Raw genomic sequence first — 22,223 nt, 5'->3', positions numbered from 1 at the left:
CGCGGGTTTGTGCCTTGGTTGCCATGTTGGTGCCCTCAGTGTGCTTTGCGGGAGAAGTCGCGCCAGGTGCGGATCAGCACCGGCATCAGCAGGATGACCACGCCGATGATGGTCATCATCGAGGTCGCCCCGGCCGAGCCGTAGAGCGGATTGCCGCTTTCGCGCAGGTCGTTGTAGATGATCCAGCTGAGAGAGGTGGCGTGTGCCTCGGCCTTGAAGCTGACGATCGGCTCAAAAACGCGGAAGTTGTCCATCAGCAGCATCAGCGTAACGAAGGCCATCAGCGGCGCCAGGTGCGGCACGATCACGTGCAGCATGCGCTGCCACTTTGAGGCGCCGTCGATCATCGCCGCTTCCATGGTGTCCTCGGGCACGGTCTGGAGGCCGGCGTAGAAGGTGATGAAGCTGAACGGCAGGGTGTGCCAGATGCCGTAAACGATCAGCATGGTCCAGGTCAGCGCGGTGGAGGCCTTGAGGCTCAGTGAGGGGTCGTTGAAGACGCGCTGGATGGTGGCGCCGATCACGCCGTCGCTGTCGACCATCCAGAACAGGATCAGGGATCCGACCAGCGGCGTCACCAGGAACGGCAGCAGCGAGATGAAGATCGACGGGCCCTTGAGGATGCGGGGCAGGTTGTTGACGCCGACCGCAATTGCCAGGCCAAGCGCGATCACGACCGGAGTGACAACAGCCGTGTAGGTCAGGGTGAAGATCAGCGCACGGTAGAAGGGGAGGTTGAAGACCCGCTTCCAGAATTCGCCGAAGCTTTCAGTGCTGCGCCAGGCTTCGCCGACTTCGACGAAGGCCAGGTGCGAGCGGTTGATGTAAGTGCCAATCCCGTTGTACCGGCCCAAGGGCTGTTCTTCCCGCAGCGCGGCGGTGGCCGCGGTATCGACCGTTGTGGTGGGGGTGCAGCCAAACGGGCCGCAGCTCTCGGAGACCACCAGAACCTGCTCGTGCTCGACAAACAGCGACTGGATGAAAACCGAGACGATGGGCAGCGCGATGAACAGGATCATCGCGGATAGCGTCGGCAGGATGAACCAGAAAAAGGTGCGGTGCTTCATGGCGTGCGTCTCAGTCTTCAGTCCAGAAAAGGGAGGGGGCCGGCAGCCCCCTCCAGTCGGGGAGGTTTACTTGAGGAAGCCGGCTTCCTTGGCAGAAGTCCGGTAAGCGGTCTCGACATCAGACAGCGCCTGTTCGGCACTTTCGTTGCCTTTCAGGAAGTCGGTCAGCTCGGAGCCGAGCGCGGCGTGCAGCAGGCCGATCTGCGGGATCATCGGATAGGGCCGTGCCCCGCCCTGCACGGTTCCGGCCACGCCCGCCGCCGCCGGCCCGGGTTCGAAGCCCGCCAGCAGCCAGACCGCGTCGTCGTTGTTTTCCGCCACCATCTCCGGGTTAAGCGCGCTGACCAGCGCGGCGAAGGTGGCCTCGGCCTCTTCATCCGGGACATTGGCGGCGATGGAGATGCCGTCCCACCACAGGGTTGCCGCGGGGATAGAGCCGCCGCCGACGGTGGGCGCCGCAGACAGAACGGTGTTCGAGGTCACCTCTTCGCTGGAGCCTTCGTCATCCAGGATCGGCGCGCCGCGCGAGCCCCACATGACCGCCAGCGCCGCCTGGCCGGATTCCCACAGGCCTTGGGTCTCGTTGGAGGCGTGGGTCAGGTGGTCCGGGTGGGCGTATTCCACCAGCGCCTTCATGGTGTTGAGCGCGGCGATGCCCTTTTCGTTGTTGATCGAGGGCTCGGCGGAGCCCGGTGCGAAGAACTCGCCGCCGTGGCCGAGATAGATCATGTTGAAAACTTCACCCACGTTCCAGCCGGTCTGCAGGTTCATCGCGATGGGATGCTCCATGATGCCCGCGGCGCGGATCTTTTCGGCAGCCTCCAGCACCTCCTCGTAAGAAGCCGGAATGCCCTCGACGCCCGCCTGCTCCAGGATGTCCTTGCGCGAGAACAGGTGCTGCGAGTTGGCCATGAAGGCCACCGCCATCACGTTGCCGTCGATGGTGATCAGCAGGTGCGGCGGGACGTTGTACTTCTCCGCCAGGTCGTTCAGCGGCCGCACCAGCCCGTCGTTCATCAGCTGGGTCAGGGTCGCGTTGGCCAGGATCACGCTGGTGTATTCCGCCGGGTTCGGCGTCAGAGCGGCGTTCATGATCTGCCGCGCCTCGGTGGTGTGGTTGGCGGAAAATTCCTTAGCGGCCGCTGCGCAATTGGCCCGGGCCGCATCGACCACGGCGTGGATCGCCGGGAAATCGCTGGCCAGGATGCGGATCGACTGGCCCTCGGGGCCGCAGTTGGCCGCATAGGCGGCGGAGCCCATCAGGCCCGCAAACAGCGACGCGGCTGCAAGTTTCTTCAGTAGCATGTTCTTCTCCCTGTTTTACTTAAGATTGGGTGCGGGCCGCATGCGCCCGCCCTGTGTGCGGAGACGTTCAGCCCCCGATCCGCGCGCCGGTCTGACCGTCGAACAGGTGGCAGATGTGCTGCGGCACGGAGATCGAGACCATGTCGTCGATCTCCGCCCGGAAGTTCTTGTCCGCCTTGACCGAGACCAGCGCCCCGCCCACGCGGACCGAAATCATTGTCGCGTCGCCCAAAAGCTCCAGCGTGTAGATCGGCGCGTTGATCTGGCCCCGGCCGGGTTCCGCGATGCCGGCATCCTCGGCCCGGAAACCCAGGGTCAAGGGGCCATCCGGCGCGTTCAAGCCGTTGATTTCCACATTCCGGGCACGGAAGGTGCCGCCCCGGACCTCGCCCTCCATCAGGTTCATCGCCGGGTTGCCGATGAAGCTGGCGACGAAAGTATTGGCGGGGCGGTCGTAGATCTCGGTCGGCGAGCCCACCTGCTGCACCACGCCCTTCTTCATCACCACCACGCGGTCGGCCAGCGTCATCGCCTCGATCTGGTCGTGGGTCACGTAGATCGTGGTCACCGCCAGCTCGTGGCTGAGGTTCTTGATCTGCGCCCGGGTGGAGACGCGCAGCTTGGCGTCGAGGTTCGACAGCGGCTCGTCCATCAGGAAAACGTTCGGCTCGCGCACGATGGCGCGGGCCAGAGCGACGCGCTGGCGCTGGCCGCCGGAGAGCTCGGCCGGCTTGCGGTGCAGGAACTCGTCGAGCTCCACCATCGCCGAGGCGCGGCGGACCTTTTCATCATGGGTCTTCGGATCGATGCCGCGCACCTTGAGCGGGAAGCGGATGTTCTCGTAGACGTTCATGTTGGGGTAGAGCGCGTAGGACTGGAACACCATCGCCACGTCGCGGTCCTTGGGCTCCATGTCGTTGACCCGCTTCCCGTCGATCAGGATGTCGCCCTCGGAGGCCTCCTCCAGCCCTGCGATCATCCGCATGGTGGTGGTCTTGCCGCAGCCCGACGGCCCGAGCAGCACCAGAAACTCCTTGTCGGCGATGGTGAGGTCAAAGTTGTCGACGCCGACGAATGACCCCCAGCGCTTGCCAACGTTCTGCAGTTGTATCTCGGCCATGAATTCCCCCTGGCGGTTTCGCGCGCTCGGCTTGCATACGTTTGCAATAGACTAGACTTAGCGTCAGCTTTTCGGCAAGGATTTTTTGCAAACGTATGCATCAGGAGCGCGCCCATGCCCGGCTTTTCAGAAGAGAAACAAGTCATTCGAGCCTTTTACGCCGATCTCGACTCGGTAGAGGAGCACGCCCTGGAAGGGGTTCTGGCGCGCTACTGCGCCCCGAATCACCTCTGGCGCGGCTACCACCCGTTCCACGAACAAAATGGTGCGGAGGCGGTGGCAGAGACCTTCTGGCGCCCGCTGCGCCAGGCGCTGCGGCACATGCAGCGGCGCGAGGACGTCTTCATGGCCGGTCTGAACGAGATGGACGGCTTCACCTCCACCTGGGTGGTTTCGATGGGGCACCTGATGGGGCTGTTCGACGCGCCCTGGCTGGGGATCGCGCCGACCGGCAAGATGGCCTTCCTGCGCTATTGCGAGTTCAACCGCGTGGAGAACGGCCAGATCACCGAGACGGCGATGTATTTCGACATTCCGCATCTGATGATTCAGGCGGGGCTGCAGCCCTTCCCGCCGCAGACCGCCGCGCATCTGGTCCAGCCCGGGCCGATCACACATGACGGGCTGATGTTCGGCCCGCAGCCGCCGGAGGAGGGGCAAAAGACCCTGGCCGCGATCAACGCGATGATCTCCGACCTCGGCCAGTGGAAGAGCGGGCTGAGCCTGGAGGACGAGCTGCGCCGCACCTGGTCTGAAGACATGATCTGGTGGGGGCCTGCCGGGATCGGGGCGACCTACACCATCGAACGCTACGCCAGGCAGCACTCGGGGCCATTCCGCGCGGGCTTCACCGACCGCTCGAAGACCAAACACATCTGCCGCCTGGCGGAAGGCAGCTTCGGCGGTTTCTTTGGCTGGCCCAACTTCACCGCCCGCCCCTCTGGCGGCTTCATGGGGATGCCCGCGACGGAGAAGGCGGGCGAGTTCCGGGTGATCGACATCTACCGCCGCGAGGGGGACAAGCTGGCCGAGAACTGGATCTTCATCGACCTTCTGCACTTCTGGAACCAGCAGGGCGTCGATATCCTCGCCCGCATGGCGGAGGTGCCCCGCACATGACCGGATGGATCGACGCCCACCACCATCTGTGGGACTTGCAAGCGGTGCATTACCCCTGGCTGATGGCGCAGGGAGAAACGCGGTTTTTCGGCGACCCGGCCCCGATCCAGCGCGACTACCTGCTTGATGAATTCCGCGCCGAGGCCGCCGCCGAGGGCTTTGCCGCCTCGGTCCACATCCAAGTCGGCGCCGAAGACGGGCTGGCGGAGGCGCGCTGGGTGCAGTCGGTGGCGGACGAAACTCCGGGCTGGCCGATGGCGCAGGTGGTGTTCTGCGACCTCACCGCGCCGGATCTGGCCGCGCGGCTGGACGCATTCCAAGAGCTCTCTACCGTGTGCGGCGTGCGCCAGATAATCGGCCGCGCCCCGGGTGAAGACGCACAGACCGGCACCAATGCGCTCTTGGACGACCCGCGGTTCCTGGCCGGGCTGCAGGAGGCCGGTCGGCGCGGCCTCAGTTTCGATTTGCAGCTGATCCCGGAACTGATGGAGAAAACCGCCCGGGTGCTGGCGCAGGCACCGGGCACGAAAGTGGCCCTGTGCCACGCGGGCTCGCCGCATGACCGCAGCGCCGAAGGGTTGCGGGCCTGGGAGGCGCAGCTGGCACATCTCTCGCGGCTGCCGCAGGTAAGTTGCAAGCTCTCCGGTCTGGGGATGTTCGAGCACGATTGGACTGCAGCCAGCATCCGCCCGATCGTGGAGGCCTGCCTCGGCCAATTCGGGCCTGGGCGGGTGATGTTCGGGTCAAACTTCCCGGTCGACAAGCTCTACTCCGATTACCGGACCCTCGCGCAGGCCTTCCACACGCTGATTCCGGCGGACGCGCACTCGGCCGTATTCCGCGATACCGCCGCCCGGTTCTATGGCCTGGAGGTGCCGGCCGGCTGACTGGCTCTAGAGAGCCGCCGAGCCCCTTTTGACATTGCGCACTGGCGCTTACAGCCGGGGGAAGGCGATGCGCACGGTGGTGCCGCGTTCGGCCAGCCGGCGGCGGCTGTCCGCCCCACGGCGGCACCCCGTGCGCCGCGGGTCACTCCGGCCCGGAGAGCGCGCGCAGCAGCATCCGGCGCTGGTGGTCCTGGCCGCCAAAGAACACCGCCAGCACCCGCAGCACTTCGGCCTCTTCGTCGAGATCGAAATAGAACACTGCCCGCCCCTTGGTCACACTGCGCAGACCGGGCGCGGTTTCAGGGCGCAGCGTGCCCTGGTGCGGGGCGCGGCCCAGGGCTTCCATCGCGTCCTCGATCGCGGTGATCCGGGTGGCGGCGCGTTCGAAGGCGGTGGCCTCGTCTTCGCCGAACTCCAGCGCCGCTTCGAACAGGAAATCGAAAATCGCTTCCAGGTCGTGGTCCGTTGCGGCGGCCCGCTCAACCCGGAAGATCATACTGCGTCTTCTTGCTGGCAAGCATCGCGGCAGTACGGCCGCGGCCATCGGCAACGCTGGTGAAACCGCCTGCTCGGCGCTCCTCGATCAGGTTGCGCAGGGCTTGAGTGTCAGCCTCCGCCGCCTCCGCCTGCAGCCGCAACAGTTCCAGCCCCTGCTGCATCACGGCGCTGAGACTCGCATAGCGGCCCTCCGCCACCAGCGAGCGGGCAAAGGCCTCCTGCGCTTCGGTCAGGGAAATCGACGCTTTCACACTCATGGCGGGCACCTCCGTTTCCGCAAAGATATGCTACTGAGTAGTATCTATCAAGGGCCTGCCCCCCGCAAGGACCCGAACCGGGCGCGGCATTGAGGCGGCCGTTCGCTGCTGCAGCCTGCCTCTGGCGCAGCAGGGTTGGGAAGAACTGCACGGAGGTTCGCCGGAAAGAGGAAAGTAACCCCCGTTGTCAGCCAGCGTTCATGGCAGAATGTGGCGGCGCTCCACGCCGGGAGCACGAGTCTGGAGCCGTTACTTGCCGCGCTCGTCCCCGCGGGAAGGCGCGTGGCCGGAAGTCTCTAACCGTGAGATCAATGAAGGCTCAGCAGCATCTCGATGCCGCGGCGGCTGAGGCGTTGCAGCAGGGCTCTCTCTTCAGCCGAGAGCCGTGCCTTGCCGTCGATGTACTGCTTAAGGAGCGCTGCCACCTCGGTGGTCGAGCGGTAGTAGAAGTCCATCTCTGTCCGGCTCAATTCCTCCACCAGCCGGCTCAGCAGCTGTTTCTGCTTTTCCGAGTCCAGATCCTTGCGCTTGTCCTGCAGCATGATTTGTCCAAAACCGTTTTCCCTCTCGCCAGACGATAGGGCGCGGGGCGCATCCGCCAAGAAATTTCCCGGGCTTAGGGCCGTGCGGCCTCGCCTTCGAAATTTCCCGCCCTATTCCTCCTGCACGGACTGCAGGTATGCGATGACATTGGCCAGCGGCACACCGGTCATCATTGGCTGCCCGCTGGGCAGCTGCAGGGCCACCTTGCGGTCCGAGTCCAGCGCGGCTCCGAACAGGGGCATCTCCCCGCCATGCGCGAGCAGCGGCGCCCGGCCGTCGATCTGGCGGGCCACTGCTTCCAGCGGAAATTCGCCGCCGTTGCGGGCCGCAAGCCGCGTGAGATCTGGTGTGTCTATGGCCAGCATCTCTGCCATCGGGCCGTTTCCGGCCGCATTCAGGCCATGACACTGCCAGCAGTAGGTTATGTAGAGGTTGCGCCCGTCCTCTGCGTCGGGTTCCTGCGCCCCGGCAGCTCCGGCGGCTGCGAACATTAAGAAAATTCCGCGAAATAGAATCACTTTCTTTCTCCTCTGCGGCAGATCAGGCTGAGGCAGTATATGATCCGCCGCCGGAGCGCGGCGTTGACCTGCGTCAAACCTTCTTCAGGATGCCGCCATGTCCGGTTCAGCCGCTTCGGAAAGCGTCACAGCGGGACAAACGGTATAGGGTATTGGAGGCTCGAAAACCTCTAGCCACTCTTTAGTGGGCCTGGCAGTTGCGGGAGGGCTGATAGAACGCCGCCGCAAAGCCGGGGCCGCAAGTACGGACAGGCGCCGCTGGAATTGCAGAGACCCGCCCTCCGTGGAGCGGCTTTCCCCAAATCCAATTGAGCCAGATCATGTCCGCCGCTGCCGCCTCCGTGCCACCCTGTGAGGGGAAAGGAACGCCGAATGCAGCAGCCCGTCTTCATCATGGAAGGCGTCACCAAGGTCTATGACACCGGCGGCGCCAAGGTGCATGCGCTGGCCGGTGTCGACCTGCAGCTCTACCGCGGCGAGCTGGCGGTGCTCCTTGGGCCGTCGGGCAGCGGCAAGTCCACGCTGCTCAATATCCTCGGCGGGCTGGACCATGCGACGGGCGGCACGGTCTGGTTCGGGGGGCTGGAGCTCACCGCGCTGCGCGACCGGGCCTTGACCCGCTACCGGCGCGATCATGTCGGCTTCATATTCCAGTTCTACAACCTGGTCCCGAGCCTTACCGCGCGCGAAAACGTGCAGCTGGTGACCGATGTGGCGCAGAACCCGATGCCCGCAGCAGAGGCGCTGGCGCTGGTCGGGCTCGGCCACCGGATGGATCACTTCCCGTCGGAAATGTCGGGCGGCGAGCAGCAGCGCGTCGCCATCGCCCGTGCCATCGCCAAGCGCCCGGAAGTGCTGCTATGTGACGAGCCGACCGGGGCACTGGACAGCAAGACCGGCATCCAGGTGCTGGAGGCGCTGCACCGCATCAACCGCGAGTTCGGCACCACTACGGTGGTGATCACGCACAACGCCGATATCCGGAAGATGGCGCACCGCGTGATCTACTTCCAGGACGGGCGCATAAGCCGGATCGAGGCAAATTCCGAGCGCCTCGCCCCGGCAGAGATAAGCTGGTGACATATGCAGGCGCTTGACCGGAAACTCTTGCGGGATTTCAGGCGGCTCTGGGTGCAGGCGCTGGCGATTGCGCTGGTGCTCGCCTGCGGGGTGGCAATCCTTCTGGCGGCGGTGGGCATGTACCGGGCGCTCGACGGCACGCGGGAGGCATACTACGGCCGCAACCGCTTTGCCGATGTCTTTGCCACCGCGCGCCGGGCACCCGAAAGCCTGCTGCCGGAGATCGCCGCCATCGAGGGCGTGCTGGCGCTGGATGCGCGGGTGAGCAGCTATGCGAACCTCGACATGCCGGGCCGGGCGGAGGGCGCGGTGGGCCGGGTGCTGTCCCTGCCCGAAACCGGGCCGCCGCGGCTGAACCTGCCGGTGCTGCGCCGCGGGCACTGGCCCGCGCGGCCGGGCGAGGTGGTGGTGAACGCGCCTTTCGCCGCGGCGCACGGGCTGGCGCCGGGGGATACGTTCCTTGCCAATCTGGACGGCCGCAAGCAGGCGCTGACCCTCACCGGCACGGCGCTTTCGCCCGAGTTCATCTATACGCTCGGCCCCGGCGCGCTCTTGCCCGACAACGCCGCCTTCGGGGTGATCTGGATGCGGCGGCAGGAGGCGGAGGCCGCTTTCGGCATGACCGGCGCCTTCAATGACCTGACCCTGAAGGCCGCCCGCGGCGCTGCGGTGGAGGAGGTGATCCTGCGGCTCGATCAGCTCCTGGAACCTTACGGAGGGCACGGTGCGGTGACTCGGGAGCAGCACAGCTCACATGCCATCATCGACGCCGAGATCGCCCAGTTGAAAGGCACCGCGATGGTGCTGCCACCGATCTTCTTCGGCATTTCGGCTTTTTTGGTCAGCATGGTGATGGGGCGGATCGTGGCGCTGGAGAGGGCGGAGATCGGCCTGCTGAAGGCGGTGGGCTATTCCGACACCGAGGTGTGCCTGCATTACCTGTTGCTCGCGGCGCTGGTGGCGCTGGCGGGGATTGCCATCGGCTGGGCCGCGGGCACCTGGCTGGCGCGGGCGCTGGCGGAGCAATATGCCCGATTTTTCGACTTTCCCTTCCTGATTTACCGGGTCTCCTACTGGGCCTATGCCATGGCAGCGATGGCGGCACTGCTGACCACCACTGCGGGCGCCGCGCGCAGCGCGCTGCAGGCGGCCCGGCTGGCACCTGCCGTGGCAATGCAGCCCCCCGCCCCGCCGCGGTTCAAGCACAGCGTGGCGGACGTCCTGATGCGCCGCCTGCGCCTGTCCCAGCCCACGGTGATGATCCTGCGCAGCTTCCTGCGCTGGCCGGGGCGCAGTGCGCTGACAGTGTTAGGGCTGGCCCTGGCGGTGGCCTCTATCGTGTCCTCGGCCTTTTTCTCGGACGCGCTGGACGAAATCGTCGACAGCGCCTTCGTGCAGTCCAACCGGCAGGACGCCCTGCTGATCTTCTCCGAGGACCGCCCGGACACGGTGCTGGAGGAAGCCCGGCGCCTGCCGGGAGTCCTGCAGGCGGAGCTGCTGCAATATGCACCCGCGATCCTGCGCAATGGTCCGCGCTCCAAACGGGTCTCGATCGAGGCGCGCAGGCCGGACGCGGACCTCAGCCGCGTGCTGGCGAGCAGCGGCCGCGTGGTGAACGCGCCGCCCGGAGGCATCCTTCTGAGCGAGCGGCTGGCTGGCCAGCTGGAAGCCGAGCCGGGCGATCTGATCGAGGTGCAATTCACCACCGGCCGCCGGGAGCGTGCCCGGGTGCCAGTGAGCGGTACGGTGCGCCAGTATTTCGGGCTCGGCGCCTATATGGACCACGCGAGCCTCAACGTGCTGCTGCGCCAGGCGCCGCAGGCTTCGGCCGTGAGCCTGAGCTTTGACAGTGAGCGGGAGCAGGAGCTGCAGCGCGCGGTGAAGGATCTGCCGGCCGCCTCCGGGCTGGTGATGATGGAGAAGATGCGCCGCTCCTTCCGTGACACCATCCGCCAGAACGTGCTGGTGATGAACGCGATATACACCACCATCGCGGTGCTGATCACCGTCGGCGTGGCCTACAACGGCGCCCGCATCCAGCTCTCAGAACGCGCCCGCGAGCTCGCGAGCCTGCGCATCCTGGGGTTTTCGCGCGGGGAAGTCTCCTACATCCTGTCCGGGGAGATGATGATCCTCGCGCTTCTGGCGCAGCCGCCCGGCTGGCTGATCGGTGCATGGATCGCGCGTCTCGCTGCGGAGAACTTCGCCAGTGACCTCTATACGATTCCGCTGGTGCTGGAGCCCGCCGCATTCAGCAGGGCCAGCCTGATTGTGCTGGCGGCAGCGCTGGCCTCGGTGCTGGTGGTGCGGCGGCGGCTGGACCGGCTGGACCTCGTGGCGGTGATGAAGACCAGGGAGTGAGCCGATGCAATTCAGCCTGCGCACCGCGGTTCTGCTGCTCACCGGCGCATTGGTGCTGGCCTCGCTGCTCTATGTGACCTTCCGCGAGGAGCCGGTGCCGGTGGATCTGCACGCCGTGAACCGCGGACCGATGCAGATCACCATAGATGCCGATGGCAAAACCCGCATCCGCGACCTCTATGAGGTGGCAGCCCCGATTGCCGGCACTGCGCGGCGCTCGCCGGTCCGGGCGGGCGACAGGGTGGTGGCGGGGGAGACCGTGGTGGCGATTGTCGAGCCGGTGCGGTCGTCGCTTCTGGACCTGCGGGCCCGGCTGCAGGCGGAGGCCACGCTGCAGGAGGCCCGTGCGGCGCTGCATGTGGCCGAAGCCGACTTGCAGAAGGCCAAGGAGGACCGCGCCCATGCGCAGAGCCACTTCGGCCGCATGAAGGCGCTGGCCGAGCGCAACGTGGTCTCGCTCACCCGGCTGGAGGATGCGACGCAGCGGCTTGCCATTGCTTCTGCCGGGGTGGCGGCGGCGGAGGCGCGGGTGGAGATGTCGCAAGGCACGCTGGAACGGGCCGAAGCGGCGCTGATCCCGCCCGAGGCCGGCACGCCGGTGCCCGACAGCTGCTGCATCCGGATCACCGCGCCTGCGGACGGAGTGGTCCTGTCGGTGGCTGCGATCAGCGAGCGCCCGGTGCTGCCGGGGGCGCTGCTGCTGACCATTGGCGATCCGGGCGACCTGGAGCTGGTGGCGGACCTTCTGTCCGCCGATGCGGTCCGAATCGCGCCCGGCGCCCGCGCGCGGATCGAGCGGTGGGGCGGCCCGGACCCCCTCGAGGCGGAGCTCGACCGGATCGACCCGGTCGCGGTCACCAAGGTCTCCGCCCTCGGAATCGAGGAGCAGCGGGTCGATGCGTTCTTCACCCTGACCACGCCGCCGGCGCAGCGCGCGGCGCTGGGGGAGGGGTTTTCGGTCTTCCTGCGCATCGTTGAGTGGGAGGGCGAGGACGTGCTGCAAATCCCTGTCAGCGCCCTGTTCCGCCGTGGCGGCGCATGGGCGGCCTATGTGGCGGAGGAGGGCCGCGCGGCGGAGCGCGCGCTCAGCCTGGGGCGCCGCAATGGGCAGGTGGCCGAAGTGCGCGCCGGGCTTGAGGAAGGGGAGCGGGTGATCCTGCACCCAAGCGCCGATGTCGCGGCGGGCGTGGCGGTCACGGCACGCTAGACCAATTTCCTGGAGCATCTGAAGGGCAAGCGCAGATGGACGACATGGCAGAGAAGGCAGCCGCCGCCGGGGCACAGTCAAGGCTCACCGGCCTCGATTCCGCTGAGGTGCTGGAATCGCGGGCGCAGCATGGCTGGAACGAGCTGCCCGCGGCCAAGCGGGCCGGGCCGGTGCGCGTTTTCCTGCGCCAGTTCAGCAATTTCCTGGTGCTGATCCTGATCGCGGCCGGGATCATCGCCTTTGCCCTGCAGGAGTATGCCGACGCGCTGGCGATTGCCCTGGTGATCGGGCTCAACGGGGTGCTGGGCTTTATCCAGGAATGGCGGGCCGAGACCGCCTTGGAGGCTCTGCGCAGCATGCTGTCGCCGCAGGCGCTGGTAGTGCGGAATGGGCGCGAGCAGGTGATTGCCGCGCGTGAGCTGGTGCCGGGCGATCTGGTGATCCTCGACACCGGTGCCCGCATTCCCGCTGATGCCGAATTGCGCGAGGCCGCGGGGCTCCGCGTCGACGAGAGCGCGCTCACCGGGGAGTCCGTGCCGGTCACCAAGGCGCCGGGAGCGGAAGACGGCACGGTCTATGCGGGAACCATCGTGGTTGCCGGCCGCGCTCTGGGCGAGGTCACGGGCACCGGCGCTGCTACAGCCTTCGGCAAGATCGCAGCGCTCACCGGTTCGGTCGGGCTGAAAAAAACCAACCTGCAGGTGCAGCTTGGCCGCCTCGCCCGGCAGCTCGGCTTTGCGGCGCTGGCGGTTGCGGCGGCGATCCTCGCCCTTGGTCTTTACATGGGGCGCGGCACCGCGGAGATGTTCATGACCGCGCTGTCGCTGTCGGTCGCGATGGTGCCGGAAGGCCTGCCCGCAGTGGTCACCATCACGCTGGCGCTGGGGGCGGCGGCAATGGTGCGGCAAAGGGCACTGGCCCGCCGACTGCAGGCGGTGGAGACGCTGGGTGCGGCTTCGGTCATCTGTACTGACAAGACCGGCACACTTACCGAGAACAAGATGACGGTGACCAGCCTCTGGACGCTGGATCGCAGTTATCAGGTGACCGGCACCGGCTATGATCCTGCGGGCCACATTGCCTTCGACGGCTCGGTGATCGGCGCCCGGGACGACGCGGTGCTGGGGGCGATCCTGCAGGCGTCGCTCACCTGCACCCATGCGCGCCTCAACCGCGAAGGGGAGCACTGGCAGATGACCGGGGCCCCGACCGAAGGGGCGCTGGTGACGCTGGCCTACAAAGGCTGGGCCGACCTGCCGGATCCGGACGATACGCTGGAGGAGATCCCGTTCAGCAGCGACCGCAAGCGGATGAGCGTGCTGGTGCGCGGCGGCGAAGGCGGAGAACGCCGCATCTTCACCAAGGGCGCGCCGGAGCAAGTTCTGGCGGTCTGCTCTCACGTGATGACCCAGGCCGGCCCGCGGGCGCTGGATGCGGCAGTGCTGCAGGCCATTACCGGGGCCTATGAGGCGATGGCGGAGGAGGGCCTGCGGGTGATCGCGCTGGCCACCCGGGCGACGGAGGCCCAGGCCATCGCGGAGGAGGACATGGTCTTCCTCGGCCTTGCCGGGCTGATCGACCCGCCCCGGCCCGAGGTGCGCGCCGCCATTGCCGCTGCGCGCTCGGCGGGCATCCGGATCATCATGATTACCGGCGACAGCCCGCTGACCGCCCAGGCGATTGCCGCCAAGCTTGTCCTGCCCGCGGCGGAGACCGTGACTGGCGCGGCACTGGAGGAGATGCCGGAGGAGGAGCTTTCCGCCCTGTTGCGGAAGCAGGTGCTTTTCGCCCGCACCCGGCCTGCCCATAAGATGCGTATCGTCAAGGCGCTGCAGGCGCTGCATCAGGTGGTCGCGATGACCGGTGACGGGGTGAACGATGCGCCCGCGCTGAAACAGGCGGACATTGGCGTCTCCATGGGGCTGCGCGGCACCGACGTGGCCAAGGATGCCTCCGACCTGGTGCTGCTCGACGATAATTTCGCCACCATCGTGAGCGCCATCGGCGAGGGCCGGCGGCAGTTCGGAAACGTGCGCAAGTTCGTCCGCTATCTCTTGTCGTCGAACGCGGGCGAGGTGATCGCGCTGATGCTCAACATCCTGATCGGCGGGCCGCTGATCTTCCTGGCGACACAGATACTCTGGATGAACCTGGTGACCGATGGCGTCACGGCCGTTGCGCTGGGGCTGGAGAAAGGCGAGCCGGATCAGATGGAGCACCCCCCGCGGCAGAAGAATACGCCAATCGTCGGGCGTGGCGGGCTGCTCGCGATCCTCGGGCTTGGCATCTACACCGGGCTGGCGAGCCTGTGGCTGTTTCTGCATCTGCTGCCGGCTGGCGAGGATCTCGCCCGCACCGCTGCCTTTACCGCGATGGTGGTCTTCGAAAAGGCCAGCGTCTTTGCATTCCGCTCGCTGCACCTGCCGTGCTGGCGGATCGGGCTCTGGTCGAACCCCTTCCTGCTCGCAGCGCTCACGGTGACGCTGGCAGCGCAGGCGGCGGCGGTCTACTGGCCACCCTTGCAGCTCCTCCTCCACACGGTGCCGCTCGGGAGCGGCGAATGGGCGCTGATCGGGCTTCTGGTACTGCCGATCCTCTTGGTGCCGGAGCTCGCCAAGACCCTGCTGCTGCTGCGCCGCCGCCCGGGCCGGGCCCAGCCCGCCGCGGCTTGACCTTGCTCAATGCGCGGGCGGGCCGGGCCGGCCACGATGACCGCATGACCAGAGAGCACGGCCACAGCAGGGAAGAGATTGCCCGCCGCCTCGCCGCGGGCGGGAGCAAGGGCAGCGGGCACCTGCGCGATGCGGTGTACGGCGCGATGGATGGCGCGGTCACCACCTTTGCCATTGCTGCCGGCGTGGAGGGCGCGGGGTTGGCGCCGTCAGTCGTCGTGGTGCTGGGCATCGCCAATGTGCTGGCGGACGGGTTTTCCATGGCCGCGGCCAACTACCTCGGCACCAAGGCGGACCGGGACGAGCGGCGGCGGCTGACCGCGGTCGAGCGGCGCCACATTCGCGACTTTCCGGAAGGCGAGCGCGAGGAGCTGCGCCAGATCCTGCAGCATTTGGGGGTAAGCGGCGCAGCGTTGGAGAGCGCGGTGCGCTCGGTCTCAGCCCGCCCGGAGAAGTGGATCGAGGTTATGCTGACCGGCGAATACGGGTTGCCGCCCTCCGAGCCCGACCCGGCGGCGGCCGCGCTGACGACCTTTGTAGCCTTTATGCTGGCAGGCTGCGTGCCGCTCTTGCCGTTTCTTTTGCCGATCGCCGATCCCTTCCCGGTGGCCGCCGCCGCAACCGGCGCCGTGTTCTTTGCCGTCGGCGCCAGCAAGAGCCGCTGGTCGCTGGCGCGCTGGTACGTCTCGGGGCTGGAGACGCTGCTGATCGGCTCCGGCGCGGCAGCGCTCGCCTATCTGGCGGGCAGCCTGTTACGGGCATGACGGGGGGCAAATCACCGGCCGGGACGGGGGCCGGGACAATGGCCAAATCACAGGCGATGCGCCGCAAGGGCGCTAGATTGCAGGCAAAGGGAGCAGGAGCCATGTTCGAGAACGCTTTCAAAATCGCGACGCTGCAGGGGTTTGACATCAAGATCGACCCCAGCTGGGCGCTGATCGCGGCGCTGATCACCTGGAGTCTGTCGACGCAATACTTCCCCAGTGTCTATCCGGCGGCCGATGGCGGTACCTACCTCACACTCGCGCTTCTGGCGATGGCGGGTTTCTTCGGTTCCCTGATCCTGCACGAGCTGGCGCATTCGGTGGTGGCGCGCCGCTACGGGGTGGAAATCAAGGGGATCACGCTGTTCATCTTCGGCGGCGTGGCCGAACTCGGCGCGGAGCCGGAGACCGCGGTCAGCGAGTTCTGGATCGCTATAGCGGGGCCCTTGATGAGCTTTGCCCTTGCCGCAGGCTTCGGGCTGCTGGCGCAGGCGGGCGGGGCGGTCGCACCGGAGATGGCGCTCAATCACGTGCTCTCCTACCTCGCGCTGATCAACCTGGTGCTTGCGGTCTTCAACCTGCTGCCCGCTTTTCCGCTCGACGGCGGGCGCATCCTGCGGGCCTGGCTCTGGCACCGGGGACGGGATCTGCTGCAGGCCACCGCCATCGCCGCGCGGATCAGCAGCTACCTCGCCTATGCGCTGATTGCCTTCGGCGTCGTCGGCCTGTTTTCCGGCAATCCTGTGGCCTCGCTCTGGCAGGTGCTGATCGGGCTCTTTGTACTGGCCGCGGCAAAGGGCACCTATGCGCATCAGCTGCAAGTGTCCGCCTTCGAGGGCAAGACGGTGGCTGCGATGATGACGCGGGAGGCGGTGACCGTGGCGCCGGACATGAGCCTTGCCGACACCGTGAACCAGGTCATGCTGCCCTCGCGCCATTCCTTCCTGCCGGTGGAGGAGGCGGGGGTGCTGCTGGGCTATATCGATTCCGCGACGCTTGCGAAGGTCGCGCGGGAAGACTGGCTGCGCACGCCGGTGGGCGATGTCTGCGTGCCGCTCGAGGCCGCGGGCGCGATCCCGCTCGGGATGCCGGTGCCCGAGCTGATGCGCCGGATATCCGAGACCAAGCAGCGCAAGTTCCTCGTCGCCGAGGGGCGCCGGCTGCTGGGGGTGATCACGCTGGCGGATCTGATGGGCTACCTTGCGGTTCTGCAGGAGACCCGGATGCCCAAAGGCGGGCGGCGCTAGGCCTTCGGGCCCGAGCGGGGTGCGGGAGCTGCCAGCCTTGTGCCGCCCCGGAAGGCAAACCAGTAGGCCAGCGCGACTCCCCCCGCACCGCCCGCGATATTGCCAAGGCTCACCCAGAACAGATTGCCCGCTGCAGCAGTGACCGGCACCGCGGCGCCCGCAGCCCAGCCCTGCGGCAGAAAGTACATGTTGGCCACCGAATGCTCGAGGCCGAGGAGCACAAACGCCGTAATTGGCCACAGCACCGCGAGGATCTTGCCGGCGGCACTTCTGGCCGCGAAGGAGAGCCAGACCGCAAGGCACACCAGCCCGTTGCACAGCACTCCGCGCAGGAAGGCCTCTCCCGGCGGAAGCGCCGCCTTGGCCTCGGCGACCGCCTTGGCAGTGGTGCCCATCGGCCCCTCCAAAAGCCCGGTTCCGGCAAAGACCGCCGCCAGCGCGGCGGCACCGGCCAGATTGCCGGCATAGACAATGGCCCAGGCGCGGGCGAGCTCGGCGAGGGAAATCCGGCGGTCGACCGCGGCCATCACCATCAGCACGTTGCCGGTGAAGAGTTCCGCGCCGCCCACCACGACAAGGATCAGCCCGAGCGAGAACACCGCCCCGCCCAGCACCCGCACTGGCCCCGAAGCAGGGTCTGCACCGGTCATGGTCATCGTGAAGGCTGCCGCGCCGAAACCGATGAAAGCGCCCGCCAGCATCGCCAGCACGAACATCTGCCGGGCCGGCAGCCGCGCCTTCGCCACGCCTGCGGCCTCCACCCGGGCGGCGATCTCGGCGGGGGCGTAGGCGCCGAAGCTGGCGTGGCCGGTCATCTTCTCTTCCCCCGCTTGTTCCGGTTCCAGAGCGCCCGGGGGCTCAATGGGCGAACAGCACGGGAATTTCGTGCTGCTCCATCATCGTGCGGGTGGTGCCGCCAAACATTGCCTGGCGCAGGCGGGAATGGCCATAGGCCCCCATCACCACCATTTCCGCGCCGCATTCCGCCGCACGCTCGGTGATGCAGCGGCCGATCTCATGCCCGCCGCTTGGGAATTGCGACAGCGTCACGTTGCAGCCGTGATGGCTGAGCCAGCCGGCGATATCCGTGCCGGGGTCCTCGCCGTCGCGATCGGTCGACATCTCCGGGTCGAAGCAGCCGATCACCACCTCATGCGCCTGCAGAAAATAGGGCAGCGCCGCATGGGCAGCCCGCGCCGCGGCGAGGCTGCTGTTCCAGGCGAGGAAGATGCGCTCGTAAGGCGTCAGCGGGTCGCCGTTCACCATCAGCGGCACCGGCGAGTTGAACAGGATGCCGTGTGAAGCCTCGCGGAACAGGTCGGCGTCAGCGCGCAGCCCCGGCGCAGCCTGCGCCACGTCACAGGAGGCCGCGCGCTGTGCCGCAAACAGCCGGATGTCGGCGCCCGAGGCCACTGCATATTGCACATCGCCCGCGCAGCCCGCTTGCGTGAGGAGGGCCTCGATCTCCGCGGCGCGCTCTGCCGCAGCGCCGCGTGCCTCCTGCAGCAGGTCGGGCCAGTTGTCCGGCAGCACCACCCCGCCCACCGCCGCGCCGCCATAGACGAAGCTCGGCATGCCGGGGAGCGTATCCAGAAGCAGGCATGCCAAATGCGCCTGCCCGGCGCGGGCGCTCTCGGCGGCAGTGCTGATCGCGGTGCTGGGTGTCTCGGGGGTGAGCACGAAAAGGGATGTTCTGCGTTGCATTAGGGCCTCCTGCCACGGATTTGCGGCGGGCCTCCTGCCTGCCGCCCTGCCAGTAGAACAGCTTGGCGGCGCGCCGCCATGATCCGGATCAACCCCGCGCCGCTTCAGCCGTGGCAAACTGTGGCGCATCGGGGCAGGCCTGGGCTCCGCACCCCGGCTGCCCTTACGGCGACAGGAGAGCACAATGGCAGAACACCGCGGACCCGCGCCCCTGACGGCGGAGCAGCTGCAGCCCGCGCTGCCCGCCGGGGCGCTGCGCTTTTCCCTGACGGACGAGCTGGACGCCGCGACCGGCTGGCTGGGGCAGGAAAGGGCGGTGGATGCGATCCGGATGGCGGCGCTGGTCCCGCATGAGGATTTCCACGTCTTCGTGCTGGGCAAGCCCGGCAGCGGCCGCCATGCGATTGCCCAGTCGATCCTCGAAGCCATCGCCAGGGACCGCCCAGGCGCCGGCGACTGGGTCTACGTCAACAATTTCGAGATGCCGCACAAACCTGTTGCCATCCGCCTGCCCGCGGGCGGAGCCTGCCGCCTGCGCCGGATGATGGAGGCGCTGGTCGACGATCTCGCCAGCCAGATCCCGGCGCTGTTCGACAGCGACGACTACCAGGCCCGGCGCCGAACGATGGAGGAGGAGTTTGCCGCAGAACACGAAAGCGGGATGGCGGCGGTGTTCGAGGCCGCGCGGGAGGCCAATGTGGCGATCCGGCGCACTCCCGCCGGGTTCAGCTTTGCCGGGCTGCGCGACGGCAACGTGCTGTCGCAGGAAGAGTTCGAAGCGCTGACCGAGGACGAGCGCAAGGCGCTCGAGGCCGCAATCGAGGCGATCCAGAAGCAGATCTCGGAGGTGCTGAAATCGGTGCCGAAACGGGAGAAGCGGCACCGCCGGCAGGTGGAGCAGCTCAACGCCCAGCTTGTCTCCCGCGGGGTGGAGGAGGCGATCCGCGAGCTGCAGGACGCCTTCGCCGGCGAGGCGGCGGTGCTGCGCTACCTGGACGCCGTGCGCAGCGATCTCATCAAGCACGCCGAGTTGTTCCTGAAAACCGGGAGCGACGAGAGCGCGGGGCCGTTCCCAGGGGCCACCGGCCGCCATTTCGAAGAGCCCCAGTTCCAGCGCTACCGCGTCAACGTGATGGTGACAAACGGCGGCGGCACCCCTGGCGCACCCGTCGTCAAGGAAGAGCTGCCGACCATGTCGAACCTGATCGGGCGCATCGAATATGCCTCTGAACAGGGCGCACTGGTCACCGACTTTACCATGATCAAGCCGGGTGCGCTGCACCGCGCGAACGGCGGCTATCTGGTGCTTGATGTGCGCCAGGTCTTGAGCGAACCCCTGGCCTGGGATGCCCTGAAACGCTGTCTGCGCACGGGGCTGATTGCCATCTACTCCCCGGGCGAGCGGCTGAGCCTCGTCTCAACCGTGTCGCTTGAACCCGACCCGGTTCCGCTTCGCGTGCGGGTGGTGCTGATCGGCGAGCGGGTGCATTACTACCTCTTGTCGGCCCTGGACCCGGATTTTCTGCAGCTGTTCAAGCTGGAGGCCGATTTCGACGATCACCTGCCGCTGACCGGTGCGGACGCCGCGGAGGCCTACGCCCGGGTGATCGCCGCGCTGGTGCAGCGCTCGGGCACCCGGCCGCTGGACCGGCCGGCGGTGGCGCGGATCCTGCGTGAAAGCATGCGCATGGCGGGCGATGCCCAACGGCTGTCGCTGAACTTCAGCCGCCTCTCGGACCTTCTGCGCGAAGCCGAATACTGGGCCGGCGACAGCCAGACCCCGCATATCGGCGCGGAGCACATTGAGAAAGCGGTGGCAGAGAAGGAGCGCCGCGCCGGGCGGGTGCAGGCGCTTGGCCTGGAGGCGATCCGCCACGGCACCGTGATGATCGACACCGAGGGCGCCCGCGTCGGCCAGGTCAATGCGCTCTCCGTGCTGCAGATCGGCGGCCACAGCTTCGGCAAGCCCTCGCGGCTGACCGCCCGGACCCGGCCGGGCGCTGGCAAGCTGGTGGATATCGAGCGCGAAGCCGAGCTGGGCGGGCCGATTCACTCGAAGGGCATGCTGATCCTGCAGGGGTACCTGGCCGCCACCTATGCCACCAGGGCGCCGCTGTCGCTGTGGGCCAGCCTGGTGTTCGAGCAGAGCTATGGCGGGGTCGAGGGCGACAGCGCCTCGGCAGCGGAGCTGATCGCGCTCCTGTCGGCGCTCGCCGAGGTGCCGCTGGACCAGTCCTTTGCGATCACCGGCTCGGTCAACCAGTTCGGCGACATCCAGGCGATCGGCGGAGTGAACCAGAAGATTGAGGGCTTCTTCGACCTCTGCGCGGCGCGCGGGCTGACCGGGCGCCAGGGGGTGCTGATTCCCGCCGCCAACGTGCGCCACCTGATGCTGCGGCAGCGTGTGGCGGATGCGGCGGCAGCCGGCCGCTTCCGGATCATCCCGATGGCCACGGTCAGCGACGGGATTGAGGTGCTGACCGGGCTGGAAGCCGGGGTCCGCGGTGCCGATGGCGCCTTTCCCGAAGGCAGCCTGAACCGGCTGGTGGAAGACCGGCTCAGAGGGTTTGCCCGGATCCGCAAGGCTTTTGCGAGGGAGGCCGGAGATGACGCAGTCTGAGGAAAACGGGGAACTGGCCGCGGGCCGCACAAGGGTAATCCTGGGGGCGAGCTGCTACCCCGATGCCGAGGCGGCCCTCCAGCTTGCGATGGAGCTCGCCGGTCACCTGGGGGCCGAGCTGCAGGGCGTCTTCGTGCGCGAAACCGCGCTCCTGGCCGCCACCTATTCCTACGCCCGCGTGGTGACCTATTCCGGCCAGCAGGAAACCGGGCTGAGCGCGGGAGCCATGGCGCGGGCGCTGCAGGCGGATTCCCGGCGCTTCCAGGGCCTTTTGGCCCGCCGCGCCCGGGCCGCAGCCCTGCCGAGTTCCTTCCTCGAGGCGGAAGGCCATTTGCAGGACGCGCTGCGCCGGGCGGCGCGGGCAGGGGATCTCCTGGTGTTCGGCTTCAAGCCTATGCTGCGCGCGGCCGGCTGCCTGGCGCTGATCCTTGCGGAGGGGCAGGGGGTGCCGGACTACGCCGCGCGCCTCGCGCGCAGGACCGGCAAGCCGCTGGTGGCGCTGATCGCCTGCACCGGGCCGGCCGGGGCGCAAGGCACAGGTCCGCAGGACGCAAGCGGCAGCCCCATCGAGACCCGGCGCTGCACCCCGCCCGAGACCCTGCTCCGGCATCTGGAGCACATGAGTCCGGCCGCCGTCATCGTTGCGGCGCCGCCTGCGGGGCTGCCCTCCGCCGCACGCATCCAGGAAGCGGCGCGCTGCCCGGTGGTCATCCGGTGCGAGGGGTGAGGCCGCGGGCGGGTGCGATTGATGCAAATCATTCCGTGCGCGGGCGGCGGGGCTAAACTGGTGCCATCCCGCCTGCGCTGGGCGGGCGCATTCACAGACAACGGGGGAGATGGCCATGACAGACCCTGAACTGGACGTGCTGATCGGCGAGCTGGAAAACCGCACCGATCTGACCGTCGCGGATTTCGACAGCGTGTTGCATGCGCTTGCCTTCCTGAGGCCGCAGGCCGTGCTTGCGGGCGCGCAGGCGGCAAACCGGATTGGCACTGCCGACGGTGCCATGGAAGTGGCCGACAAGGCCTTTCCCGACTGGACCGTCCGCATCCGCGGCCGCGCCTATGGCAAGCACGGCGAGTGGCACTGCTCCCTGCGCGAAAACGACAGCCGCGACAGCGACGCAGCGATCGGGATCGGCGAGTCGCCGCTGCTGGCGCAGTCCATCCTCGCTGCGGTGCTGCGGTTGTCGATGATCCTGAAGAAGGACTGAACCGGCCGCTCCCGGCAGTTTCCGGGGCCTGGCGCAGACA

General features: G+C 67.6%; 20 protein-coding genes. 11 read left to right on the top strand and 9 right to left on the bottom strand.

Annotation, left to right across the window (positions count from 1 at the left end; genetic code table 11):
- Nucleotides 1–35: 35 nt before the first annotated feature.
- The 3 genes from ACOHWE_RS12870 to ACOHWE_RS12860 all read right to left on the bottom strand — a co-directional run bounded on the left by ACOHWE_RS12870 (nucleotide 36) and on the right by ACOHWE_RS12860 (nucleotide 3,492).
- The gene (locus ACOHWE_RS12870) at nucleotides 36–1,067 is read right to left on the bottom strand and encodes a carbohydrate ABC transporter permease (RefSeq protein ID WP_420666905.1); all 1,032 of its coding nucleotides are present in this window, start codon (nucleotides 1,065–1,067) and stop codon (nucleotides 36–38) included.
- A gap of 66 nt (nucleotides 1,068–1,133) precedes the next feature.
- A complete protein-coding gene (locus ACOHWE_RS12865; protein ID WP_420666904.1) occupies nucleotides 1,134–2,372 on the bottom strand; it encodes an ABC transporter substrate-binding protein in 1,239 nt (412 codons plus the stop codon).
- Nucleotides 2,373–2,439: 67 nt separating this feature from the next.
- Nucleotides 2,440–3,492 carry an ABC transporter ATP-binding protein gene (locus ACOHWE_RS12860; RefSeq protein ID WP_420666903.1) on the bottom strand — a complete coding sequence of 351 codons (1,053 nt, stop codon included), beginning with the start codon at nucleotides 3,490–3,492 and terminating at the stop codon, nucleotides 2,440–2,442.
- 114 nt (nucleotides 3,493–3,606) lie between these two features.
- On the opposite strand from ACOHWE_RS12860, the gene ACOHWE_RS12855 reads away from it, so the two are divergent.
- Both ACOHWE_RS12855 and ACOHWE_RS12850 read left to right on the top strand, forming a co-directional pair.
- The gene (locus ACOHWE_RS12855) at nucleotides 3,607–4,611 is read left to right on the top strand and encodes a nuclear transport factor 2 family protein (protein ID WP_420666902.1); all 1,005 of its coding nucleotides are present in this window, start codon (nucleotides 3,607–3,609) and stop codon (nucleotides 4,609–4,611) included.
- A complete protein-coding gene (locus ACOHWE_RS12850; RefSeq protein ID WP_420666901.1) occupies nucleotides 4,608–5,498 on the top strand; it encodes an amidohydrolase family protein in 891 nt (296 codons plus the stop codon). Before ACOHWE_RS12855 ends, ACOHWE_RS12850 begins: the two co-directional genes overlap by 4 nt.
- Before the next feature lie 142 nt (nucleotides 5,499–5,640).
- Here the strand turns inward: ACOHWE_RS12850 and ACOHWE_RS12845 are convergent, their stop codons facing one another.
- From ACOHWE_RS12845 to ACOHWE_RS12830, 4 genes are all read right to left on the bottom strand, one after another.
- Nucleotides 5,641–5,994, bottom strand: coding sequence for a type II toxin-antitoxin system RelE/ParE family toxin (locus ACOHWE_RS12845; RefSeq protein ID WP_420666899.1), 354 nt, complete (start codon nucleotides 5,992–5,994; stop codon nucleotides 5,641–5,643).
- Complete coding sequence (locus tag ACOHWE_RS12840; protein WP_420666898.1) at nucleotides 5,978–6,253, bottom strand: type II toxin-antitoxin system ParD family antitoxin; 276 nt, start codon at nucleotides 6,251–6,253, stop codon at nucleotides 5,978–5,980. Before ACOHWE_RS12840 ends, ACOHWE_RS12845 begins: the two co-directional genes overlap by 17 nt.
- A gap of 308 nt (nucleotides 6,254–6,561) precedes the next feature.
- Nucleotides 6,562–6,795, bottom strand: coding sequence for a hypothetical protein (locus tag ACOHWE_RS12835; protein ID WP_420666896.1), 234 nt, complete (start codon nucleotides 6,793–6,795; stop codon nucleotides 6,562–6,564).
- Between the two features lie 111 nt (nucleotides 6,796–6,906).
- Complete coding sequence (locus ACOHWE_RS12830; protein ID WP_420666894.1) at nucleotides 6,907–7,287, bottom strand: c-type cytochrome; 381 nt, start codon at nucleotides 7,285–7,287, stop codon at nucleotides 6,907–6,909.
- Between the two features lie 399 nt (nucleotides 7,288–7,686).
- On the opposite strand from ACOHWE_RS12830, the gene ACOHWE_RS12825 reads away from it, so the two are divergent.
- The 6 genes from ACOHWE_RS12825 (at nucleotide 7,687) to ACOHWE_RS12800 (ending at nucleotide 16,645) form a co-directional block, all read left to right on the top strand.
- Nucleotides 7,687–8,394 (top strand): ABC transporter ATP-binding protein, encoded by a 708-nt coding sequence (locus ACOHWE_RS12825; protein ID WP_420666892.1) that lies wholly within the window; start codon nucleotides 7,687–7,689, stop codon nucleotides 8,392–8,394.
- 3 nt (nucleotides 8,395–8,397) lie between these two features.
- Nucleotides 8,398–10,755, top strand: a complete 2,358-nt coding sequence (locus ACOHWE_RS12820; protein WP_420666890.1) for an ABC transporter permease — start codon at nucleotides 8,398–8,400, stop codon at nucleotides 10,753–10,755.
- A 4-nt stretch (nucleotides 10,756–10,759) separates the two neighbouring features.
- Nucleotides 10,760–11,962 (top strand): efflux RND transporter periplasmic adaptor subunit, encoded by a 1,203-nt coding sequence (locus ACOHWE_RS12815; protein WP_420666888.1) that lies wholly within the window; start codon nucleotides 10,760–10,762, stop codon nucleotides 11,960–11,962.
- A 35-nt stretch (nucleotides 11,963–11,997) separates the two neighbouring features.
- Nucleotides 11,998–14,634 (top strand): cation-translocating P-type ATPase, encoded by a 2,637-nt coding sequence (locus tag ACOHWE_RS12810; protein ID WP_420666886.1) that lies wholly within the window; start codon nucleotides 11,998–12,000, stop codon nucleotides 14,632–14,634.
- Between the two features lie 44 nt (nucleotides 14,635–14,678).
- On the top strand, nucleotides 14,679–15,398 hold the full coding sequence (locus ACOHWE_RS12805; protein ID WP_420666885.1) for a VIT1/CCC1 transporter family protein: 720 nt from the start codon (nucleotides 14,679–14,681) through the stop codon (nucleotides 15,396–15,398).
- Between the two features lie 101 nt (nucleotides 15,399–15,499).
- Nucleotides 15,500–16,645: a site-2 protease family protein gene (locus ACOHWE_RS12800; RefSeq protein ID WP_420666883.1), complete on the top strand. Its 1,146-nt coding sequence runs from the start codon at nucleotides 15,500–15,502 to the stop codon at nucleotides 16,643–16,645.
- Here ACOHWE_RS12800 and ACOHWE_RS12795 read toward each other — a convergent pair.
- Nucleotides 16,642–17,460 carry a formate/nitrite transporter family protein gene (locus tag ACOHWE_RS12795; protein ID WP_420666882.1) on the bottom strand — a complete coding sequence of 273 codons (819 nt, stop codon included), beginning with the start codon at nucleotides 17,458–17,460 and terminating at the stop codon, nucleotides 16,642–16,644. The two genes, ACOHWE_RS12800 and ACOHWE_RS12795, sit on opposite strands and share 4 nt — an antisense overlap.
- Nucleotides 17,461–17,503: 43 nt before the next feature.
- Nucleotides 17,504–18,349 (bottom strand): universal stress protein, encoded by an 846-nt coding sequence (locus ACOHWE_RS12790; RefSeq protein ID WP_420666880.1) that lies wholly within the window; start codon nucleotides 18,347–18,349, stop codon nucleotides 17,504–17,506.
- 184 nt (nucleotides 18,350–18,533) lie between these two features.
- Between ACOHWE_RS12790 and ACOHWE_RS12785 the strand changes: the two genes are divergently transcribed.
- The 3 genes from ACOHWE_RS12785 to ACOHWE_RS12775 all read left to right on the top strand — a co-directional run bounded on the left by ACOHWE_RS12785 (nucleotide 18,534) and on the right by ACOHWE_RS12775 (nucleotide 22,183).
- Complete coding sequence (locus ACOHWE_RS12785) at nucleotides 18,534–20,969, top strand: Lon protease family protein (protein ID WP_420666879.1); 2,436 nt, start codon at nucleotides 18,534–18,536, stop codon at nucleotides 20,967–20,969.
- Nucleotides 20,956–21,696: a hypothetical protein gene (locus tag ACOHWE_RS12780; protein ID WP_420666878.1), complete on the top strand. Its 741-nt coding sequence runs from the start codon at nucleotides 20,956–20,958 to the stop codon at nucleotides 21,694–21,696. Before ACOHWE_RS12785 ends, ACOHWE_RS12780 begins: the two co-directional genes overlap by 14 nt.
- A 115-nt stretch (nucleotides 21,697–21,811) precedes the next feature.
- Nucleotides 21,812–22,183 (top strand): hypothetical protein, encoded by a 372-nt coding sequence (locus ACOHWE_RS12775; protein WP_420666876.1) that lies wholly within the window; start codon nucleotides 21,812–21,814, stop codon nucleotides 22,181–22,183.
- Nucleotides 22,184–22,223 lie beyond the last annotated feature (40 nt).

It is taken from the genome of Cribrihabitans neustonicus, from assembly GCF_048820895.1.
Lineage (GTDB): Bacteria > Pseudomonadota > Alphaproteobacteria > Rhodobacterales > Rhodobacteraceae > Cribrihabitans_A > Cribrihabitans_A neustonicus.
The sequence above is the reverse complement of the archived record's forward strand: the minus strand, read 5'-3'. Positions and strand labels throughout refer to the sequence as shown.

What these genes read in the sequence shown, in the direction of transcription:
- ACOHWE_RS12800 (WP_420666883.1), top strand. Translation starts at nt 15,500, where the DNA reads ATGTTCGAGAACGCTTTCAAAATCGCGACGCTGCAGGGGTTTGACATC.
- ACOHWE_RS12790 (WP_420666880.1), bottom strand. Translation starts at nt 18,349, where the DNA reads ATGCAACGCAGAACATCCCTTTTCGTGCTCACCCCCGAGACACCCAGC.
- ACOHWE_RS12840 (WP_420666898.1), bottom strand. Translation starts at nt 6,253, where the DNA reads ATGAGTGTGAAAGCGTCGATTTCCCTGACCGAAGCGCAGGAGGCCTTT.
- ACOHWE_RS12815 (WP_420666888.1), top strand. Translation starts at nt 10,760, where the DNA reads ATGCAATTCAGCCTGCGCACCGCGGTTCTGCTGCTCACCGGCGCATTG.
- ACOHWE_RS12830 (WP_420666894.1), bottom strand. Translation starts at nt 7,287, where the DNA reads ATGTTCGCAGCCGCCGGAGCTGCCGGGGCGCAGGAACCCGACGCAGAG.
- ACOHWE_RS12835 (WP_420666896.1), bottom strand. Translation starts at nt 6,795, where the DNA reads ATGCTGCAGGACAAGCGCAAGGATCTGGACTCGGAAAAGCAGAAACAG.
- ACOHWE_RS12825 (WP_420666892.1), top strand. Translation starts at nt 7,687, where the DNA reads ATGCAGCAGCCCGTCTTCATCATGGAAGGCGTCACCAAGGTCTATGAC.
- ACOHWE_RS12785 (WP_420666879.1), top strand. Translation starts at nt 18,534, where the DNA reads ATGGCAGAACACCGCGGACCCGCGCCCCTGACGGCGGAGCAGCTGCAG.
- ACOHWE_RS12855 (WP_420666902.1), top strand. Translation starts at nt 3,607, where the DNA reads ATGCCCGGCTTTTCAGAAGAGAAACAAGTCATTCGAGCCTTTTACGCC.
- ACOHWE_RS12780 (WP_420666878.1), top strand. Translation starts at nt 20,956, where the DNA reads ATGACGCAGTCTGAGGAAAACGGGGAACTGGCCGCGGGCCGCACAAGG.
- ACOHWE_RS12865 (WP_420666904.1), bottom strand. Translation starts at nt 2,372, where the DNA reads ATGCTACTGAAGAAACTTGCAGCCGCGTCGCTGTTTGCGGGCCTGATG.
- ACOHWE_RS12850 (WP_420666901.1), top strand. Translation starts at nt 4,608, where the DNA reads ATGACCGGATGGATCGACGCCCACCACCATCTGTGGGACTTGCAAGCG.
- ACOHWE_RS12845 (WP_420666899.1), bottom strand. Translation starts at nt 5,994, where the DNA reads ATGATCTTCCGGGTTGAGCGGGCCGCCGCAACGGACCACGACCTGGAA.
- ACOHWE_RS12870 (WP_420666905.1), bottom strand. Translation starts at nt 1,067, where the DNA reads ATGAAGCACCGCACCTTTTTCTGGTTCATCCTGCCGACGCTATCCGCG.
- ACOHWE_RS12775 (WP_420666876.1), top strand. Translation starts at nt 21,812, where the DNA reads ATGACAGACCCTGAACTGGACGTGCTGATCGGCGAGCTGGAAAACCGC.
- ACOHWE_RS12860 (WP_420666903.1), bottom strand. Translation starts at nt 3,492, where the DNA reads ATGGCCGAGATACAACTGCAGAACGTTGGCAAGCGCTGGGGGTCATTC.
- ACOHWE_RS12810 (WP_420666886.1), top strand. Translation starts at nt 11,998, where the DNA reads ATGGACGACATGGCAGAGAAGGCAGCCGCCGCCGGGGCACAGTCAAGG.
- ACOHWE_RS12795 (WP_420666882.1), bottom strand. Translation starts at nt 17,460, where the DNA reads ATGACCGGCCACGCCAGCTTCGGCGCCTACGCCCCCGCCGAGATCGCC.
- ACOHWE_RS12820 (WP_420666890.1), top strand. Translation starts at nt 8,398, where the DNA reads ATGCAGGCGCTTGACCGGAAACTCTTGCGGGATTTCAGGCGGCTCTGG.
- ACOHWE_RS12805 (WP_420666885.1), top strand. Translation starts at nt 14,679, where the DNA reads ATGACCAGAGAGCACGGCCACAGCAGGGAAGAGATTGCCCGCCGCCTC.